This window comes from Barnesiella sp. An22 (genome assembly GCF_002159975.1).
In the GTDB taxonomy this organism is placed as follows: domain Bacteria; phylum Bacteroidota; class Bacteroidia; order Bacteroidales; family Barnesiellaceae; genus Barnesiella; species Barnesiella merdigallinarum.
Genome location: NZ_NFJR01000001.1, coordinates 495648 through 515574, shown reverse-complemented (window position 1 = coordinate 515574; position 19927 = coordinate 495648). Strand labels below are relative to the sequence as shown.

The 19927-nt window shown below is 54.6% G+C and carries 15 protein-coding genes; 5 read left to right on the top strand and 10 right to left on the bottom strand.

Annotation, left to right across the window (positions count from 1 at the left end; translation table 11 throughout):
- Positions 1-12: 12 nt before the first annotated feature.
- The 10 genes from B5F38_RS02135 to B5F38_RS02090 all read right to left on the bottom strand — a co-directional run bounded on the left by B5F38_RS02135 (position 13) and on the right by B5F38_RS02090 (position 12796).
- Complete coding sequence (locus B5F38_RS02135) at positions 13-651, bottom strand: LolA-like putative outer membrane lipoprotein chaperone (protein ID WP_087407663.1); 639 nt, start codon at positions 649-651, stop codon at positions 13-15.
- Positions 648-3215 (bottom strand): DNA translocase FtsK, encoded by a 2568-nt coding sequence (locus B5F38_RS02130; protein ID WP_087407662.1) that lies wholly within the window; start codon positions 3213-3215, stop codon positions 648-650. Before B5F38_RS02130 ends, B5F38_RS02135 begins: the two co-directional genes overlap by 4 nt.
- Before the next feature lie 468 nt (positions 3216-3683).
- Positions 3684-5147, bottom strand: coding sequence for a TrkH family potassium uptake protein (locus B5F38_RS02125; RefSeq protein WP_087407661.1), 1464 nt, complete (start codon positions 5145-5147; stop codon positions 3684-3686).
- 11 nt (positions 5148-5158) lie between these two features.
- Entirely contained in the window at positions 5159-6493 is a 1335-nt protein-coding gene (gene trkA, locus B5F38_RS02120; protein ID WP_087407770.1) for a Trk system potassium transporter TrkA, read from the bottom strand.
- Between the two features lie 26 nt (positions 6494-6519).
- Positions 6520-8415 carry a 1-deoxy-D-xylulose-5-phosphate synthase gene (gene dxs, locus B5F38_RS02115; RefSeq protein ID WP_087407660.1) on the bottom strand — a complete coding sequence of 632 codons (1896 nt, stop codon included), beginning with the start codon at positions 8413-8415 and terminating at the stop codon, positions 6520-6522.
- Between the two features lie 27 nt (positions 8416-8442).
- Positions 8443-8622: a hypothetical protein gene (locus B5F38_RS02110; RefSeq protein ID WP_087407659.1), complete on the bottom strand. Its 180-nt coding sequence runs from the start codon at positions 8620-8622 to the stop codon at positions 8443-8445.
- Between the two features lie 270 nt (positions 8623-8892).
- A complete protein-coding gene (locus B5F38_RS02105) occupies positions 8893-9666 on the bottom strand; it encodes a prephenate dehydrogenase/arogenate dehydrogenase family protein (RefSeq protein ID WP_087407658.1) in 774 nt (257 codons plus the stop codon).
- 47 nt (positions 9667-9713) lie between these two features.
- On the bottom strand, positions 9714-10778 hold the full coding sequence (locus tag B5F38_RS02100; RefSeq protein ID WP_087407657.1) for a bifunctional 3-deoxy-7-phosphoheptulonate synthase/chorismate mutase type II: 1065 nt from the start codon (positions 10776-10778) through the stop codon (positions 9714-9716).
- A 13-nt stretch (positions 10779-10791) separates the two neighbouring features.
- The gene (locus tag B5F38_RS02095; RefSeq protein WP_087407656.1) at positions 10792-11976 is read right to left on the bottom strand and encodes an aminotransferase class I/II-fold pyridoxal phosphate-dependent enzyme; all 1185 of its coding nucleotides are present in this window, start codon (positions 11974-11976) and stop codon (positions 10792-10794) included.
- A complete protein-coding gene (locus B5F38_RS02090) occupies positions 11951-12796 on the bottom strand; it encodes a prephenate dehydratase (protein WP_087407769.1) in 846 nt (281 codons plus the stop codon). Before B5F38_RS02090 ends, B5F38_RS02095 begins: the two co-directional genes overlap by 26 nt.
- A gap of 472 nt (positions 12797-13268) precedes the next feature.
- On the opposite strand from B5F38_RS02090, the gene B5F38_RS02085 reads away from it, so the two are divergent.
- From B5F38_RS02085 to recQ, 5 genes are all read left to right on the top strand, one after another.
- Positions 13269-13730, top strand: a complete 462-nt coding sequence (locus B5F38_RS02085) for a hypothetical protein (protein WP_087407655.1) — start codon at positions 13269-13271, stop codon at positions 13728-13730.
- Positions 13731-13933: 203 nt separating this feature from the next.
- On the top strand, positions 13934-15295 hold the full coding sequence (tig, locus tag B5F38_RS02080; protein ID WP_087407654.1) for a trigger factor: 1362 nt from the start codon (positions 13934-13936) through the stop codon (positions 15293-15295).
- 331 nt (positions 15296-15626) lie between these two features.
- Complete coding sequence (gene clpP, locus B5F38_RS02075; RefSeq protein WP_087407653.1) at positions 15627-16322, top strand: ATP-dependent Clp endopeptidase proteolytic subunit ClpP; 696 nt, start codon at positions 15627-15629, stop codon at positions 16320-16322.
- Positions 16309-17541 (top strand): ATP-dependent Clp protease ATP-binding subunit ClpX, encoded by a 1233-nt coding sequence (clpX, locus tag B5F38_RS02070; RefSeq protein WP_087407652.1) that lies wholly within the window; start codon positions 16309-16311, stop codon positions 17539-17541. The genes clpP and clpX overlap by 14 nt, the downstream gene beginning before the upstream one ends.
- Before the next feature lie 100 nt (positions 17542-17641).
- Complete coding sequence (gene recQ / locus B5F38_RS02065) at positions 17642-19822, top strand: DNA helicase RecQ (protein ID WP_087407651.1); 2181 nt, start codon at positions 17642-17644, stop codon at positions 19820-19822.
- Positions 19823-19927: the final 105 nt, after the last annotated feature.

The following is a 19927-nucleotide window of genomic DNA, read 5'->3' as shown; positions in this document are numbered from 1 at the left end:
GTTTTTAAGTGATTAGCGTAAATCGATGACTTCGGCCTTGGGGTATTGTTTCTTGTCGAAAACAAAGGTGGCATCGGAAAAGTTCTGCCCGGTGACCAGTCGCGACAGGGCGATGGTGCTGTGCGTGCGGTCGCTGTAATAGATCTGGAACGACTGGGGCATCCAGTTCGATGCGTTTACGGTGAGTACCACCCGGTCTATCTGGGTTCCCTTCTTCTTGGGGGTAAGCTCGGCCACCCGTTGCTGGCTGTTCTTGGCCTTCAAGGCCTTGACGTTGAAATTCTGCTTGTAGGTGGTGATGAGCGTGTAGGGGTTGATCGAGGCAATTTCGGCCGGGGTGGGTTCGGTAAGGTTCACCTCTTCGGAGGCTTTTACATAGGCCCATTGCAGTTGGCCGTTGTACCAGACGGTCATGGCGGGGGTTGTCCAGTAGAACTTGTCGCCCGACAGTTTTATGGTGCCCGACTGTTTGTCGACCGGTTCGTTCAGGGCGTTGTATACGGTGAGGGTAAACGCAGCCGACAGGTCGCCCGAGCGGCGTATTTTTTCGACCACCCGGTCGAGTGCGGCGGTGCCGTTTTGAGCCTGTGCCACCTGGGCATTGGCCAGGAGCAGAGTAGCGCAGAAAAGAAGGATGCGACTTAGTTTCATTTCATTAGGTCTAATTTGTTTTCAAGAGCCATGATGTCCGAGATTAACACCTGACGGGGTTTGCCGCCTTCGCTCGGGCCCACGATACCGGCGGCTTCGAGTTGGTCCATCAGTCGGCCGGCCCGGTTGTAGCCGATGGAGTATCGCCGTTGCAGCGACGAGGTAGAGGCTTGTCCCGATACGACAATCATCTTGGCGGCCTCTTCGAAGAGGGGGTCGCGGTTGCTCATGTCGGCCCCGCTGCCCGAGTCGCTGTTTTCGTTTTTGTATTCGGGCAGTTCGTAGGCTTCGGGGTATCCCTGTTGATGGCTGATGTATTCGCAGATACGTTTCACCTCGGGGGTGTCGATGAAGGCGCATTGGATACGCTTCAGTTCGCCGCCTTCGGTGAAGAGCATGTCGCCCCGGCCGATAAGCTGATTGGCACCCGGAGCGTCGAGGATGGTGCGCGAGTCGACCATCTGCATCACGCGGAAGGCGATACGGGCCGGGAAGTTGGCCTTGATATTACCCGTGATGACGGTTGTCGAGGGCCGCTGGGTGGCGATGACCATGTGTATACCCACGGCCCGGGCCTTCTGGGCGATACGGGCGATAGGCATCTCGACGTCGCGTCCGGCCATCATGATGAGGTCGGCAAACTCGTCGATGACCACCACGATATAGGGCATGAACTTGTGTCCGTTGTTGGGGTTGAGCCGGCGGTGGATAAACTCGTCGTTATACTCCTTGATGGTTCGCACGTTGGCCTTGGCCAACAGGGCATACCGGTTGTCCATTTCGATGCAGAGCGAGTTGAGGGTGGCGATGACCTTGTCGCTGTCGGTGATGACCGCCTTCTCGGCATCGGGCAGTTTGGCCATGAAGTGTTTCTCGATGACCGAATAGATGCTGAACTCGACCATCTTGGGGTCGACCAGTACGAATTTGAGTTGGGCCGGGTGTTTCTTGTAGAGCAGCGAGGTGATGATGGCGTTGAGGCCTACCGATTTACCTTGTCCTGTCGCACCGGCTACCAGGATGTGGGGCATCTTGCAGAGGTCGGCAATGAACACCTCGTTGGTGATGCTTTTCCCCAGAGCCAGCGGCAGGTCGTATTTGCACTCCTGGAACTTGCGCGAGGCAAGTACCGAGTACATCGATACCATCTTGGGCTCCTTGTTGGGCACCTCGATACCCACGGTACCCTTGCCGGGAATGGGGGCGATGATGCGGATACCCAGTGCCGAGAGGCTGAGGGCAATATCGTTTTCGAGATTCTTGATGCGGGCAATGCGCACGCCGGCCTCGGGCTTGATTTCGTAGAGGGTGACGGTGGGGCCCACGGTGGCGGTGATGGAACTGATGCCGATGTTGTAGTTTTTCAGCGTCTCGGTGATGAGCTTCTTGTTGGCCGCCTGCTCCTCCATGTTTATCTCAACCTCGCTGCTCTCGCGCTTGTCGAGCAGGTCGAAGGTGGGGCGCTTGTAATGCGAGAGGTCTTTGGTGGGGTCGTAGTCCTCGAGGGGCGGAGCCTGGGTGGTCATCTCGTCGGTCTCGGCCGTTTCGATGACAAACGAGGGGTCGCCGGTGTCGATGGTGAGGCGCTTGGTCTCCTCGTGGTCGTGGGGTGCAGGCTCTTCCAGTTCGTCGGGCGAGGGGAGTGGCTCTACCAGATCGTCGGGGTATCCGGCCGTGATGTCGTCCATTTCGGAGGCCGCAAGAGTATCCTCTGGTTTGATGTCCGTTTGGGACATTTCATCGGGCGTTGGTTCCGTTTGAGCAGTTTCGGGTACGGTATCCTCCGGGGTTACGGTTATCTCTTTTTCGTCATCCTCTTTTTCGGGTTTGTCGTGGTCTCCGCTGTTGGCCCACTGGTCGGCTTTCTTCCGAATCGACTGGATGGCCCGGCCGGTAAGGTTGACCGATGAGGCGCGACGTATGTAGTCGATGGTCTTGTAGCTGAGGTGTACCAGCAAGATGATGGCGAGCGCCGCAATAAAGAGCGCGGTACCCCAGGGACCTATCCAGGCGTTGAGCCATTGGGTGGCGTAGTAGCCGTGGTATCCGCCCAGGTAGAGGAAGGTGCCCTGGTAGCTGTGCAGAAAGATAAAGCCGAAGAAGAGCGACAGGACGATGATGGAGAGGGCGCACGTGATGGTGAACCGTATCATGCGGGTGTGCGATACCCGAATGAAGCGGCGCCCTACCACATAGAGCCACAGCGCTACGATGAAGGCCGAGATGCCCATCCAGCGGTTAATCATGAGGTTGGAGAGGTAGGCTCCGAATGCTCCGGTCCAGTTTTGTATGTCGTTGCTTACCGACGAGAGTTCTCCAATCGAGAGATTTTCGATTTTGCTCTGGTCTACACTACCGGTGAACAGAAACGAAATAAACGATATGGTCAGGTAAATCGAGAAGATGATGAGAATCACCCCGATGATGAAGTTGACACGCTCGTTCTTGAACAATCCCTTGTGAGGTTTCTTCTCTTCTTGTGGTGCTTCCTGAGGAGTCTCTTGAGGTGCACTCTCTTCGGGTTGTGTCGGTTTTATTGGGTTTTCTTCTTGGTTCTTGGGCATATTGGGAATAGCTGATATATGATTGAAACAAATTGTTACAAAGGTAGTGAAAGGTGAAAGCAGAGACAAACGAAAATGAAATTTTCAAGTTTGGCTATGCTGAACCGCCTCCTATCTTCTACAAAGGTAGTGAAAGGTGAAAGCAGAGACAAACGAAAATGAAATTTTCAAGTTTGGCTATGCTGAACCGCCTCCTATCTTCTACAAAGGTAGTGAAAGGCGAAGGCAGAGACAAACGAAAATGAAGTTTTCAAGTTTGGCTGTGCTGAACCGCCTCCTATCTTCTACAAAGGTAGTGAAAGGCGAAGGCAGAGACAAACGAAAATGAAGTTTTCAAGTTTGGCTGTGCTGAACCGCCTCCTGTATTCGTGTAGCAAAGATAGGCAAAGTCGTATGTAAAAACAGAGCATGAGCCGATATTTTTACACGGAATCCCCTCTTGGTGGAGCTGACGAGAGTGTGCCGGTCCTACGAGTTTTTCCAGAAATAGGAGGTAAAGAGGATGAGCACGGTGAACAGCTCGAGACGCCCGATGAGCATGATGAAAGAGAGGGTCCATTTGCCTATGTCGGGGATAAAGGCATAGTTCCCGACCGGTCCCGTGGCTCCGGCTCCCGGCCCGATGTTGCTCAGACACGAGAGGGTAGACCCGAAGGCCTCTTCGATCGAGAGCCCCAGTGCCGTCAGCACGATAGAGCCGGCAATGAGTACCATCACATAGACCAGGATGAAGGCCAGAATCTTGGAGACCACCTCGTGCGAAATGGCTTTGCCGTTGACCCGCACGGGCAGAATGGCGTTGGGGTGGATAACCCGGTAGAACTCGTTGCGGGTATTCTTGGCCAGCACTACCAGACGGTCTATCTTGGCACCGCCGCAGGTCGAGCCTGCACAAGCACCGAAGAACATGAGCAGCAGGAATATGGTAGTGAAGAAGGGTCCCCAGGCTACGTAATCGCCCACGGTGTATCCCGTGCTGGTGATGACGGTGACTACCTGGGCCAGCGATACCCGCACGGTCTCTTCGAACGAACTGTTTTGTCCCGTCACATAGAGTCCGGCTACCACTACGACCGTAGCTCCCACGACGATAACGGTATACCATTTGGTCTCTTCGTTGGAGAAGAGTCGCTTCACGTCGCCGGTGACGGCCCGGTATACCAGGGCGAAGTTGATACCGGCCACAAAGGTAAATATCGTGATGACATAGTCGATATAGGCCGAGTGCCAGTGGTTGAGGCTGGCCTGCTTGGTCGAGAATCCACCCGTGGCCATGGTGCTGAAGGCGTGGCAGATGGCGTCGAACGGCTTCATGGGACCTACGCACAGCAACAGGCACAGGATGGCGGTGAGCGATATGTATACGTACCACAGCTTCTTGGAGGTCTCGCCAATCTTCGGTTTCAGTTTCTCGTGTGAAATGCCGGTCACCTCCGAGTTGAACAGAATCAGACCGCCCTGGTGGTTGAGCATGGGCAGTATGGCGACGGTCAAGAGGATGATACCCATACCGCCGATAAGATGGGTGAAGCTGCGCCAGAACAGAATGCCGTGGGGCAGGGCTTCGACGTTGGGAATAATCGAGGCTCCGGTTGTCGTCAGCCCCGAAACGGTTTCGAAAAAGGCATCGGCTACACTCAGAGAGTTGGGCATAAAGCAGAAGGGCAACATGCCGAAGAGGGTGAAGAAGAGCCAGATGGAGGTGACAATCAGGTAACTTTCGCGTTTGCCCACCTCGTTGCGGGCATTCCGGAAGAAGTAGAACAGCGCACCTCCCGTGATGGCCGTTATCCCTATCGACAACAGGAAGGCCATGGCGTCGCCTTCGCCATAGATGAGGGCAACGATATAGGGCGCGAGCATGAGGATGGCCTCCAGACAGAGCAGCATCCCGATAAATTTCAGTATGACACGAACATTGATTTTGGCCATAGTCTCTCTCGTTAATTAAACAGCTTGTCTATTTTGTGCAGGGCCGTGTCGAGACAGAAGATGACGACGTGGTCGTTGGGCTGTATCCAGGTGTTACCGGTCACCACCATACCGTGACCGTTGCGCACCAGACCACCGATGGTCAGGTCCGACGGTAGTTTCAGGTCTTTGACCGGCGCTTTGGTAATCTTGGAGTTCTCTTTGGCGACGAGCTCCATCACTTCGGCATCCGACAGGGCCAGACATTTGGCGTTCGACGAGTCTTCGTCGAGCAGCAACTGGAAGATGCGGCTGGCCGCCAGCAGCTTCTTGTTGATGATGTTGCCGATGTTCAGCCGCTCGGCCGTCGAGATGAATTGCAGGTTCTCGACCTCGGCGATTGTCTTCTGCACTCCCAGCTCTTTGGCGGTGAGGCAGGCCAGAATGTTGGTCTCGGAGCTGTCGGTGAGGGCAATGAAGGCATCCATATCGCGTATGCCCTCCTCTTTGAGCAGGTCCACGTTGCGGCCGTCGCCCTGGATGATGATGACATCGTGCATGCGCTCGGCCAGTTTGTAGCTCTTCTGGCGGTCGCATTCGATGAGCTTGATGTCCATGTCGTCGGGGGCATAGCTCGAGATGCGTATGGCAATGCGACTGCCGCCCATAATCATGATTTTGTGGATTTCGGCTTCGCTTTCGCCTGCGAGCTGTCGTATCTCCCCGATGTGGTTGGGCGTGGTGGTGAAGTAGGCGATGTCGCCCACCTTTATCTCGTCGTTACCACGTGGGATAATGGTTTCGTGTATGCGCTTGATGGCCGCAATGTGAAACTGGCTGTCGGCTGTGGTGACTTCGTAGAGTTTCTTGTTCAGAATCTTGGCGTTGTCGTGCAACTTCACGCTCAAGACGATGAGCTCGCCGTTGCACAGCTCGAACCAGTTGCGGGTCCAGGTGTGTCGCAGGGCGGTGATTACCTCCTCGGCCGCCAGCTTTTCGGGATAGATGAGTTCGTTTACCCCCAGGCTGTCGAAGAAGGCTTTGTTCTCGGGCAGCAGATATTCGTAGTTGTCGACCCGGGCCAGCGTCTTCTTGGCTCCCAGTTTCGAGGCCATGGTGCAAGCCATGATGTTGCGGGTCTCGAACGGCATGACGGCGATAAACAGGTCGGCCTGGTGCACCTTGGCCTGTTTCAGGGTCATAAAGGCGGTGGGGTTTCCCACAATCGTCATCAGGTTGTAGTTGGCGTCGAGTTCTCTTAGCTTTTCTTCGTCGTTGTCGATCAGGATAATGTCCTGTTCTTCCCGGGAGAGCAGTTTGGCCAGGTGGGTTCCCACCTCTCCTGCTCCGGCGATGATGATTTTCATAATGTATACCCTTTGTATCTTTATATTCAATTACCCATGAGGGTCGCGTAAATACTCTCTTCGTCGATGCCGCACAGCTGGTGCAACTCTTTGACGGAGCCCTGAGCGATAAACCGGTCGGGAATGCCCATCCGTTTGATGCGGGGCGTGTAACCGTGGTCGGCCATGAATTCCAGCACGGCACTCCCGAATCCGCCGGTGATGCTCCCGTCTTCCAGGGTGATGACTCTCTTGTATTTCTGGCCTACCTCGTGGAGTATCTCCTCGTCGAGGGGCTTGACAAAAATCATGTCGTAGAGGGCTGCCTTCACGTCCGCTTCGCGTGCCCGTTGCACGGCGTGCAGGGCATCGACCCCGATGGGGCCCACGCAGAGCACGGCTATGTCGTCGCCTTCGCATAGCTGGCGACCTTTGCCGATGGGCAGCTCGTGCATGGGGCAGCGCCAGTCGACCTGGCTGCCGCTGCCGCGCGGATAGCGTATGGCAAAGGGCCCGTTGTTGCGCAGTTGCGCCGTGTACATGAGGTGGCGCAGGTAGTGCTCGTCCATGGGGGCGGCGATGGTCATGTTGGGGATGCAGCGCAGGTAGCACAGGTCGAATACCCCGTGGTGCGTCACCCCGTCTTCACCCACCAGTCCGGCCCGGTCGATGCAGAAGGTGACGGGCAGTTTCTGTATAGCCACGTCGTGTATCACCTCGTCGAAAGCGCGTTGCAGGAAGGTGGAGTAAATGCTGCAGAAGGGTTGCAGCCCCTCTTTGGCCAGTCCGGCGGCGAAGGTGGCGGCATGCTCTTCGGAGATGCCCACATCGAACGACCGCTGGGGAAAGCGCTCCATCATGAAACACGACGAGCTGCCTGTGGGCATGGCCGGTGTGATGACGGTAATCTTGTCGTTCTGCTCGGCCAGCTCGACCAGCGTGTGGCCGAATACGTCCTGAAACTTGGGGGGCTTGTTGCCCTCGGGCTCGCTTTTGCGTTGGCCCGTAGCGGGGTCGAAACAGCCGGGAGCGTGCCAGATGGTAGGCTCTTTTTCGGCCGGAGCATACCCCTTGCCCTTGATGGTGCGCAGGTGCAGTATCTTAGGCCCCGTCATATCCTTGATGTCGTTCAGTTTGTTGACGATATTGATAACGTTGTGGCCGTCGATGGGTCCGAAATAGCGTATGTCGAGCCCCTCGAATATGTTCTGTTGCTTGGTAAGCAGTGCCTTCAGGCTGTTGTTGAAGCGCAGTATCGCGCCGCGGTGCTCCTCGTCGATGAGGTTGAACCGCCGCAGGGTGCGGTAGGCGTCGTAACGCAGCCGGTTGTACCCCCGCGAGGTGGTGATGTTTACCAGATATTCGTTCAATCCGCCCACGTTATGGTCGATGGCCATATCGTTGTCGTTGAGGATGATGAGCAGGTTGTTGGGGTTAATCGAGGCGTTGTTCAGTCCCTCGAAGGCCAGCCCGCCGGCAATGGAGGCATCGCCGATGACGGCAATCACCTTGCGCTCCTTCTCCTCGTGTTTCAGCCGGGTGGCGATGGCCATACCCAGCGCGGCCGATATGGAGTTGGAGGCATGGCCGGCGATGAAGGCGTCGTATTCGCTCTCGGCCGGATTGGGGAAACCGCTCAGCCCGTTCAGTTTGCGGCAGGTGTCGAACCGCTCGCGGCGGCCGGTCAGTATCTTGTGCCCGTAGGCCTGATGCCCCACGTCCCATACGATGCGGTCGTAAGGGGTGTCGAATACGTAGTGCAGGGCTACGGTCAGCTCGACGGCCCCCATGCTCGACCCGAAGTGTCCCGGGTTGTGGGCCAGCGAGCCGATGAGGAAACGGCGTATCTCGGCACACACCTCGGGCAGTTTCTCGACCGGCAGTTTGCGCAGGTCGGCAGGGAAGTTTATCTGTTTGAGTAGTTCTATGTTATCGGGTTCCATTTTCAACTATTTTATCGACTTGGCGGCTCATTGGTTGTTGCTCTCTCGTTTCCATTGTTTGTAGAGAGGCACGAATACGATGATTCCCGAGGCTATGATGGCAAACAGCACTTGCCCATCAATACCTTTCGCCCAAATCAATGTCACGGCACAAAAAAGCCATAGCAGTGCGATACACGAAATGCGGAACACATTATATTTTCTCATATCAAAAAATCCTGTTTTTTCAGTGTATGGGTATCGACCTCCTGAGTCAACCTACAAATATAGATATTCTTTTGCAAGAAAAGAAAATATTATACCAAAATCGCGGAGTAAATAAAAGATGATATTTTATAAATATAAGATAATCAATCGATTGATGACTTTTCTCAAGCGGGCGTCGAAAGGGTGAAAAACAAAAGATAGCGTACCGCCGGGGAGGGTGGCACGCTATCTCGATGGGGGTGTTGCCGGGTGTGGCGGCGACGGGAGTCTTCACTCGATGTTTTTCCGTACCCGGGTGAGGTACTCTTTCATGCGGTCGGTATCTTTCTGTTCGACGATGTCGAGCAGGACCGAGAGTTGCTCCTGTATCTGCCGCACCTGCTGCGGGGTGTTGGGGTTGAAGAGTATCTCGGTGAGCAGGTAGTCGTCTTCCGAGAGCAGGCCGCGGGCAATGTCCATGTGCTTCTTGAAGGTGGTACCCGGGGCATCCTGGTGCTTCATGATCGAGGCGAATACCAGGGTCGAGGTGAAGGGTATCGACAGGGAGTAGGCGATGGTCTCGTCGTGCTCGCGGAACGAATATTCGAAGATGTTGAGCCGCAACCGCTGGTAGATGTCCTTGAAAAAGACTTTGCCCAGGTGGTCGCCCTCGGTGATGATGATGACGTGCTGCGTGCTCAGGTCGCTCAGGTTGGCAAAGGTGGGGCCGAACATGGGGTGGGTCGATACGAACGGGTGTCCCGCCCGGGCGTAGAACTCGGGCAGACCGGTCTTGACCGAGGCGATGTCGGACAGGATGGTGCGGGCCGGCAGGTAGGGGAGCACCGACTCGAACGCCTCGATGGTGTACTTGACCGTGGCGGCGTTGATGACCAGGTCGGGGGCAAACTCGCCTATCTCTTCGGGGCGGGTCATGCGCAGGGTGTTGAAGGCGAATCGAAGCCGTTGCGGGTCGACGTCGTAGAGGGCGACTTCGTGGTCGAAGCTGAGTACGTCGGCAAAGAACGACCCCATTTTGCCGGCTCCGAGAATAACGATTTTCATAGACAATGCGACAACTTGTAATCTTATTGCTAAGTGGTAATCTCCTTTTATTTATTGATAATCTCCATTTGCTGGTGTACCGACTCCTCGTGAATGGCCTGCATGATCTCTTTCATGAAGTCGGCTCCCATGCCCAGCTCCACGGCCTCGGCCATGCGCTTTTGCAGAATCTCGTCATAGCGGCTGGTCTGCAAAACGGGCATGCTGTGCTCCTTTTTGTATTGGCCGATTTCGCGCGAAACCCGCATGCGCTTGGCCAGCAGTTCGAGCAGTTGGTTGTCGAGCTGGTCTATCTGGCTGCGCAGCTCCGAGAGGTTCTCGGTGGTTTGGGTGGTCTCGCGAATCACCAGCATGTTCAGTATATAGTGGAGGGCGTCGGGGGTCACCTGCTGGTTCTTGTCGCTCCAGGCGCAGTCGGGGTCGCAGTGCGACTCGACGATGAGTCCGTCGAAACCCAGGTCCATGGCCTGCTGGCACAACGGGGCCACCAGTTCGCGCTTGCCCCCGATGTGGCTGGGGTCGCAGAAGATGGGCAGGTTGGGCAGGCGGCGGCGCAACTCGATGGGAATGTGCCACTGGGGCAGATTGCGGTAGAGGTGCTTGTCGTAGCTGCTGAAGCCGCGGTGTATAACAGCCAGCCGATGCAGGCCGGCGTTGTAGATGCGCTCGACGGCGCCAATCCACAGCTCGAGGTCGGGGTTCACGGGGTTCTTGATGAGTACGGGAATATCGACCCCCTTCAGGGCGTCGGCAATCTCCTGTACGGCAAAGGGGTTGGCCGTGGTGCGGGCTCCTATCCACAGGATGTCTATGCCGTGCTTGAGGGCTTCGAACACGTGTCGCTCGGTGGCCACCTCGGTGGCGGTGTACATGCCGGTCTCCTCTTTCACCCGTTTGAGCCAGTTCAGGCCCTCTACGCCCACGCCTTCGAATCCTCCCGGTTTGGTGCGGGGTTTCCATATCCCGGCGCGGAATATCTTGATGCCTTGCCCGGCCAGTTGGCGGGCGGTGTTCATTACCTGTTCTTCGGTCTCGGCACTGCAGGGACCGGCTATGATGACGGGACGCTTGAGGTCGACCCCGGGAAGTGTAATCGGTTGTAAGTCGTTCATAACAAATAGTATTTTAGGATTTCATTTTTTCGATACGTTGTAAAGCTTCTTTCATTCGCTCTTCGGGGGCGCAGAGCGAGATGCGCAGGTAGCGGTTGCCCCCGCTGCCGAAGATGAACCCCGGGGTGATGAATACGCGGGCGTCGTAGAGCACGCGGTCGGCCAGCGATTCGGCGTCGCGGGCCTCGTCGGGGATGCGCCCCCACAGGAACAGCCCCACTTGCGAGGGGTCGTAGCTGCAGTCGAGCGCCTGCATGATTTGCTCGGCAACGGTCCGTCGCGAGCGGTAGACCCGGTTTACCTCGGCATACCATTCGGGACCGCACGAGAGTGCCTTGATGGCCGCGCTCTGCAAGGGGCGGAACATGCCCGAGTCGATGTTGCTCTTCACCCGCAATATCCACTCGACAAACTGCGGGTTCGAGGCCAGCATGCCGATGCGCCAGCCGGCCATGTTGTGCGACTTGCTCAGCGAGTTCATCTCGATGCAGCACTCGCGGGCGCCGGGTATCGACAGCAGGCTGAGGGGCCGGTCGTTGAGGATGAAGCTGTAGGGGTTGTCGTTGACGATGACGATGCCGTGACGCCGGCCAAACTCGACCAGACGGGTAAACAGCTCGACCGAGGCGTTGGCGCCGGTAGGCATGTTGGGGTAGTTGACCCACATGAGTTTGATGCGGTCGAGCGGCAGCGACTCGAGCTGATTGAAGTCGGGTTGCCACCCGTTCTGCTCGTCGAGGTCGTAGGTGAAGATTTCGGCCTCGGCCAGCCGGCTCACCGAGCTGTAGGTGGGGTAGCCGGGATTGGGTACCAACACCCCGTCGCCGGGGTTGAGGAAGGCAAGGCTGATGTGCAGGATGCCCTCTTTCGAACCGATGAGCGGCTGTATTTCGCGCTGGGGGTCGAGCTCTACGCCATACCAGCGGGCATACCAGTCGGCAAAGGCCTGCCGCAGTGCGGGAATGCCCACGTAGGGCTGGTAGCTGTGGGTGTCGGGGCGCCGGCTCTCGGAGCAGAGCGCCTCGATGGTATCGGCGTGGGGAGGCCGGTCGGGACCCCCGATGCCCAGGCTGATGATGTCGAGTCCTTGGGCATTGAGCCCGGCAATCTCTTTGAGCTTGCGCGAGAAGTAGTATTCGCTCACCTGGTTTACCCGGTGGGCGGGCCGTATGTCAAAGGGGTTTGTCAAATTCTGCATATTCTCCGAGTATTTTGAAGTTCTTGGTCAACGGCCGTATGGCGTCGAGCGATTGTTTGTAGCGGGTGAAGTTGTCGAACGTGAGGTCGATGTAAAACCGGTATTCCCACTCTCGCCCGATGATGGGCATGGATTGTATTTTCGACAGGTTGATGTCGTAGAAGGAGAGGATGGTGAGCACCTTCGACAGGCTGCCTTGCGTGTGGGGCAGGCTGAAGACGAGCGACGCCTTGTTGATGCGCTTGCCGGCGGTGAGCCAGTCGCTGTAAAGCGGGTCGGCCACGACCAGGAAGCGGGTGAAGTTTCGCTTGTTGGTCTCGATGCCCTCGGCCAGGATGTTCAGACCGTAGATTTGGGCCGCCAGCCGGCCGCAGATGGCGGCATGCCCCGTGAGGTGGTGCTGGGCTATCTCCTGGGCGCTGCCCGCCGTGTCGTCCTTTTCGACGAGTTTCATGCGCGGGTGGGTCTTGAGAAACTCGCCGCACTGCATCAGGGCCATGGGGTGCGAGTTTACCTCGCGTATGTCGTCGAGGGTCTCGCCCGGCAGAGCGGCCAGTACGTGCGAGATGCGCAACTTGTATTCCCCCACGATGTTCAGATTGCTCTTGCGCAGCAACTCGTGGTTTTGCAGCAGGCTGCCGGCGATGGTATTCTCGATGGCGATGATGCCCAGCAGGGAGTGGTCGAGTGCCATGCGGTCGAACATCTCGGCAAAGGTGGCACAAGCGACGGTCTCGATTTCCTCCTCGCCGAAGTAGGCGCGGGCGGCGGCTTCGTGGTAACAGCCGGCTATGCCTTGTATGGTGACTCTCTTCTTCATAGGTCGAAAATAAAAAAATCCCGTTCGGTGGTTGAACGGGATTTTACTATACGTGTCGTTGTTCTGTTTTACATTCTCTTAATTGCATAAAACCCCGTTTTTATTTTGGCGAAAATAAAAATAAAAGTAAAAGTAATATGCAAAATCAAAGTTCTTCATCGTTTCTCTGTTGCGAGTTTGATGTTGCAAATGTAATGAAATCATTTTTGATTCCAAACAAATCGTTATAAATTTTTGAATAAAACGATATTTTTTTTATTCTTTTCGAATCGTAGCCGTCACGATGATTGTGCGGGCATATATAAGAAATAAGAAAAATTTGATATGGAGTCGATGCCGATACTTGCTTTTTTCACTACCTTTGTGTGAAAGATAGAAGGCATTAGGGCCAAATCGGGTGGGGGAGAGTCTCTCTTTCTCTTCGATTCGGAGGGCTGTTGCCGACTGTCGCAACTTAACGAATAGAATGATTATGGACGCTTCGGAAGAAAAACTTTTCTCGACCCTGTGCGATACCCTTTGTGCAGCGGTAGAGAAGGCCCGTGCAGAGGCCCTGTCGCTCACCGACATGTATGTGCAGGTGAAGTATGACGAACAACTCTTTACCGTCTTCGACGACGGTGACGGCGTGCTGGCCCAGTCGACCATCGATGAGCTCGACGAGTGGCGCACGGCTCACGATGGCGACCAGCTGGATGCAGCCTTGATAGCCTTTTTGAGAAAGGTACTGGCCGATGAGCGGGTGAGCCAGGCTATTCACTCGCTGGATGTTATTTCTCCCTTCTCGGTGGTGCTGGTCAATGCCGACATGGAGCCGGTGGCCGACCTCATTACCATCGACGACGAGAATATCTATCTGCACGACGATTTCTGGGAAAAGATGGACAAGGAACTCGACGATTTCTTCGACCAGCTGATGGCCGATACCAAGTAGAACCTCTGTCCCCGACCGACCGGAAGGGGGGAAGGGGCACCCTCGGAGCCCCTCGTTTGTCGGTTCCGAAAAAAGAAAAAATTTAATAATAATTTGATTATCGAAAGATAAGCACTAATTTTGCGCTCTCAAAATTTGCACGCTTTTTGTAGGCAATAGAGAGTAAAAACAGTAAAGAGTCTAATTTAATAAAATTCATAAGAATGAACGTTTCACATCAAAACACCGACAACCTGAACGCTGTGATTTCGATTGAAATATCGAAAGCCGATTATCAGGACAAAGTTGATAAATCTCTTCGCGCCTACGGGCAGAAAGCCAATATCCCCGGTTTCAGAAAGGGGAAAGTACCCTTCAGCATCCTCACGAAGATGTTTGGCAAATCGGTACGGGTAGAGGAGATCAACCGTTTGGTTTCAGAGGCTTTGTACAATTATATCCGCGATAACAAACTCAACATTCTGGGCGAGCCCATGACGGCCGAAGACATGACGGTCGACCTGGATGCTCAGGACGATTTCACCTTCCGTTTTGATGTGGCTCTGGCCCCCGAACTGAATGTGAAGGTAGACAAGTCGATTTCGGTTCCCTACTACACGATTACGGTCGACGACGATATGGTAAAACGTCAGGACGAATCGTTCCGTGCCCGCTTCGGCAAACAGGTTTCGGTAGACGAGTCGACCGACGAGAAAGACCTCATCAAGGGTTCGATGGTCGAGCTCTCGAGCGACGGCACTCCCCTCGAAGGCGGCATCACGGTAGAGAGCACAATCGTTTCGCCCAACTACTTCAAGAGCGACGACGAGAAGGCCAAGTTTGCCGGCGTGAAGAAGGGCGACAAAGTGGTATTCAACCCCTCGAAGAGCTGCAACGCTTCGGTAGCCGAACTGGCTTCGATGCTCAATACCGACAAGGAGAAGGCTGCCAATGTGACATCCGACTTCGAAATGACAGTGACAGATATTACCCACCTGCAACCCGCCGAGTTGAATCAGGAGTTCTTCGACAGCATCTTCGGTAAGGATACCGTGAAGACCGAGGAAGAGTACCTGGCCAAAATCCGCGAGATGATTGCCCACCAGCTGGTTCCCGAGAGCGACTACCGCTTCTCGCTCGATTCGCGTGCTGCCATCGAAAAAGCCGTAGGCGACTTCGAATTGCCCGACGCATTCCTCAAACGCTGGTTGCTCGCTACCGACAAGGAGCGCAAGGCCGAGACCATCGACGACGACTATTCGCGCATGGTACCCGACTTGAAGTGGCAACTGATTAAGGAGCAAATCGTAAAACAATTCGATATTCATGTCGACGACAACGACCTGAAGGCTATGGCCAAACGTGTAGCCGCCAGCCAGTTTGCCCAATACGGCATGACCGGTGTGCCCGACGATGTACTCGAGCGCTACGGCAACGAGATGCTCTCGAACAAGGATACCCGTTCGCGTCTCATCAACCAGGCTACCGAGATGAAGATTCAAACGGCTATCAAGGAATCGGTAACCCTCAACCACAAAGAGGTATCGATGGAGAATTTCCAGAAGCTGTTCGAAACTGCAGAATAAGACCAGTCGATAGTAATTCGATATAAATTCACACGAAGCCCCGGAACCCTCTGTTTTCGGGGCTTTTTGTCACCTCGGCCCGGTAGTTTTGCTGGTTCGAGGGGCAGGCGGGTTGTGATGTATATATTATTTTTTGTGAAAGCAGGTCCTAAAAAACAGGAGGCTCGCCCAAATTTATTTGGGGCATAACTGTTTTTGTTTATATCTTTGTATGAGATAGAATGTGTCTTGACAAAGTCAAACAGTATCTTTGTTTCCCGGTTTGACTTTGGCTATGGCTTTCGCAACCATGGATTGAAAATAGGGATAGAAACAATTAAATACGTATAACATGACCAACGATTTTAGAAATTATGCGGTGAAGCATTTAGGCATGAACGGTCTGGCTCTGGACCAGTATGCACAGTTTACCAGCAGTTACCTCTCTCCGACCATTATGGAGGAGCGTCAGTTGAATGTCACTCAGATGGACGTGTTCTCGCGTTTGATGATGGATCGTGTGATCTTTCTGGGAACACCTATCGACGATTATACCTCGAATGTCATAGAGGCGCAGTTGCTCTACCTCGATGCCGCCGACCCCGGTAAAGACATCTCGATTTATTTCAATACGCCGGGCGGGTCGGTTTATGCCGGGTTGGGTATCTACGACACCATGCAGTTCATCAGCTGCGACGTGTCGACCATCTGCACCGGTATGGCCGCTTCGATGGGTGCCGTGCTGCTGGTAGCCGGTACCAAGGGGAAACGCTTTGCCCTGAAACACTCGCGGGTGATGATTCACCAGCCGATGGGTGGCGCCCAGGGTCAGGCCTCGGATATTGAGATTACCGCTCGCGAAATACAGAAACTTAAGAAAGAACTTTATACTATTATCGCCGACCACTCGGGCAACACCTACGAGCGGGTAGAGAAAGACTCGGACCGCGACTACTGGATGACTGCCATCGAGGCCAAAGAGTATGGCATGATCGATGAGGTATTGGTTAAATCCAAGAAAAACGATTTGAGCAATGGCGAAAGGTGAGAAGTGTAGTTTTTGCGGACGAGGTGAAAACGAGGTGCGGTTGCTGATGCCCGGCCGTGACGGCTGCATCTGTGACGAGTGTGCCGAACAGGCCTACCTCCTTTCCGAAGAGTATCTGCACAAGAAGCGGAAGAAAAATTCGAAATGGTCGATTTCGCGCGAGGAGTTGCCCAAGCCCGAAGAGATAAAGAGCTTTCTCGACCAGTACGTCATCGGGCAGGACGATGCCAAGCGCTACCTGGCCGTGTCGGTCTACAACCACTACAAGCGCATCATGCAGAATGCGACCGACGATGCCGACGATGTGGAGATAGAGAAGTCGAACATCATCATGGTAGGCCCCACGGGTACCGGCAAGACCTTACTGGCCAAGACCATTGCCCGGCTGCTCAAGGTGCCCTTTACCATTGTCGATGCCACGGTGCTCACCGAGGCCGGTTACGTGGGCGAAGATATAGAGAGCATTCTCACCCGCCTGCTTCAAGTGGCCGACTACGACGTGGAGGCTGCCGAGCGGGGTATCGTCTTTATCGACGAGATCGACAAGATAGCCCGCAAGAGCGACAACCCCTCGATTACCCGCGACGTGAGCGGCGAGGGCGTGCAGCAAGGGTTGCTCAAGCTGCTCGAAGGCTCTATCGTGAACGTGCCGCCCCAAGGCGGGCGCAAGCACCCCGAGCAGAAGATGATTCCGGTCAACACCAAGAACATCCTCTACATCTGCGGCGGGGCCTTCGACGGTATCGAGCGCAAGATAGCCATGCGGCTCAATGCCCACGTGGTAGGGTTCAACGGCGGTGGCAGCAACAACCGTATCAACCGCGACAACCTGTTGCAGTACATTGCCCCGCAAGACCTCAAGTCGTATGGCCTCATCCCCGAGATTATCGGGCGTCTGCCCATCCTCATCTACCTGAATCCTCTCGATCGCGACGCTCTGCGCCGTATCCTGGTCGAGCCCAAAAACTCGATTATCAAGCAGTATGTCAAACTGTTCGAGATGGATGGCGTGAAGCTCACCTTCGACGACGACATGCTCGACTATGTGGTCGACAAGGCCATCGAGTTCAAACTGGGAGCCCGCGGCTTGCGCTCGATTGTCGAGACGGTGATGATGGATGCCATGTACGAGACCCCCTCGTCGGCGAAGAAGAAGCTGAACATCACCCGCAGCTATGCCGAGAAAAAATTAGAGAAAGCAAAACTATTGGCCGTATAAAAAAAGCAGCATTAAAATTTGGTAATTACGCAGAGTTGTTTATAAATTTGTTAGACCGATAAGAGATCGGCTAACCAATAACGAGAAAGAGAATAACCGTATGGCAAAAGAAGTAAATTTGACCGAGGAACTGAAAAAGCATTTCGGATTCGATACCTTCAAAGGAAATCAGGAAGCGATTATCAAAAATTTACTCGCCGGGAAAGACACCTTTGTATTGATGCCTACCGGAGGAGGTAAGTCGCTTTGTTATCAACTACCGTCCCTGATTCTCGACGGGACGGCCGTCGTCATTTCGCCTTTGATTGCATTGATGAAAAACCAGGTCGATGCCATGCGCAACTTCAGCGCCGAAGACGGTGTGGCTCACTTTATAAACTCCTCGCTCAACAAAGCGGCAATCGATCAGGTCAAGAGTGATATATTGTCGGGAAAAACCAAATTGCTGTATGTCGCACCCGAGTCGCTTACCAAGGAAGAGAATATCGACTTTTTGCGTCAGGTAAACATCTCGTTCTATGCTGTCGACGAGGCGCACTGTATCTCGGAGTGGGGGCACGACTTCCGTCCCGAGTATCGCCGCATACGACCCATCATCAACGAGATAGGGGTAAAACCAGTTATCGCCCTCACGGCCACTGCCACCCCCAAGGTGCAGCACGATATCCAGAAGAACCTGGGCATGCTCGATGCCACGGTCTTCAAGTCGTCGTTCAACCGGCCCAACCTCTACTACGAGGTGCGCCCCAAGACGGCGAATATCGACAAGGATATAATCAAATATATCAAGTCGCAGGAGGGGAAGTCGGGCATCATCTATTGCCTGAGCCGCAAGAAGGTGGAAGAGCTGGCCGAACTACTGCAGGTGAACGGGATACGGGCGTTGCCCTACCACGCCGGTATGGACTCGGCTACCCGTACGCAAAACCAGGACGCATTCCTGTTGGAAAAGATCGACGTTATCGTCGCCACGATAGCCTTTGGCATGGGCATCGACAAACCCGATGTGCGCTATGTCATACACTACGATATACCCAAGAGCCTCGAGGGCTACTATCAGGAGACGGGACGTGCCGGTCGTGACGGAGGTGAAGGCCAATGTATAACATTTTATATCAACAAAGACTTGCAGAAACTCGAGAAGTTCATGCAGGGTAAACCCCTGGCCGAGCAAGAGATAGGCAAACAGTTGCTGCTGGAAACTGCAGCCTATGCCGAGTCGTCGCTCTGCCGCCGCAAGATTCTGCTGCACTACTTCGGTGAGGAGTATGAAGAAGACAATTGCGGAAATTGTGATAATTGCCTAAATCCTAAAAAACAAGTGGAAGCAAAAGATCAACTTTGTGCGGTTCTTGAAACTATCATTGCACTGAAAGAGAAATTTAAAACCGAATATGTTATCGATGTCCTGCTGGGCAAAGAGACCAGCCAGGTGCTCTCGTATCAGCACGAAGACCTGGAGGTCTTCGGTAGCGGACAGGGCGAAGACGAGCGTACGTGGAATGCCGTAATCCGTCAGGCATTGATAGCCGGTTATATCAGTAAGGATATTGAAAACTATGGATTGTTGAAGGTGACCAAAGCCGGACACGCATTCCTGAAGAATCCGGTATCGTTCAAGATTGTGAAGGATGTCGATTTCGAAGAGATGGAGGAAGAGGTACCCATGAAGGGCGGAGCCGCCTGTGCGGTAGACCCCGAGCTGTACGCCATCCTCAAAGACCTGCGCAAGAAGATTGCCAAGCGGCTCGAGTTGCCGCCCTACGTCATCTTCCAGGACCCGTCGCTCGAAGCCATGGCCACGACCTATCCCATCACCCTCGAGGAGTTGCAGAACATTCCGGGTGTGGGTGCCGGCAAAGCCAAACGATACGGCGAGGAGTTCATCAAGGTCATCAAGGCTCACGTCGAGGAGAACGAAATCGAGCGTCCCGAAGACCTGCGCGTGCGCACCGTTGCCAACAAGTCGAAACTGAAGGTCTCGATTATCCAAGCCATCGACCGCAAGATTGCCCTCGACGAACTGGCCGAGTCGAAGGGGCTCGACTTCAGCGAGCTGCTCGACGAAATCGAGGCCATCGTCTACTCGGGCACGAAGATTAACATCGATTACTTCCTGCGCGAGATTATGGACGACGAGCACATCGACGACATTTTCAACTACTTCAAGGAGAGCGAGAGCGACAGCCTCGAGGATGCCATCGAAGAGTTTGGCATGGAATACAGCGAGGAGGAGATACGGTTGATTCGTATCAAGTTCCTCTCCGAGATGGGAAATTGATATAACCAGCGTTACGATACAAAGGGGCGACTCGACACACGGGCCGCCCCTTTCTGTATCGGTACCGGCTCTGCTCGCGCCGGTCGGTGGGAGCGGTCGGGGCAC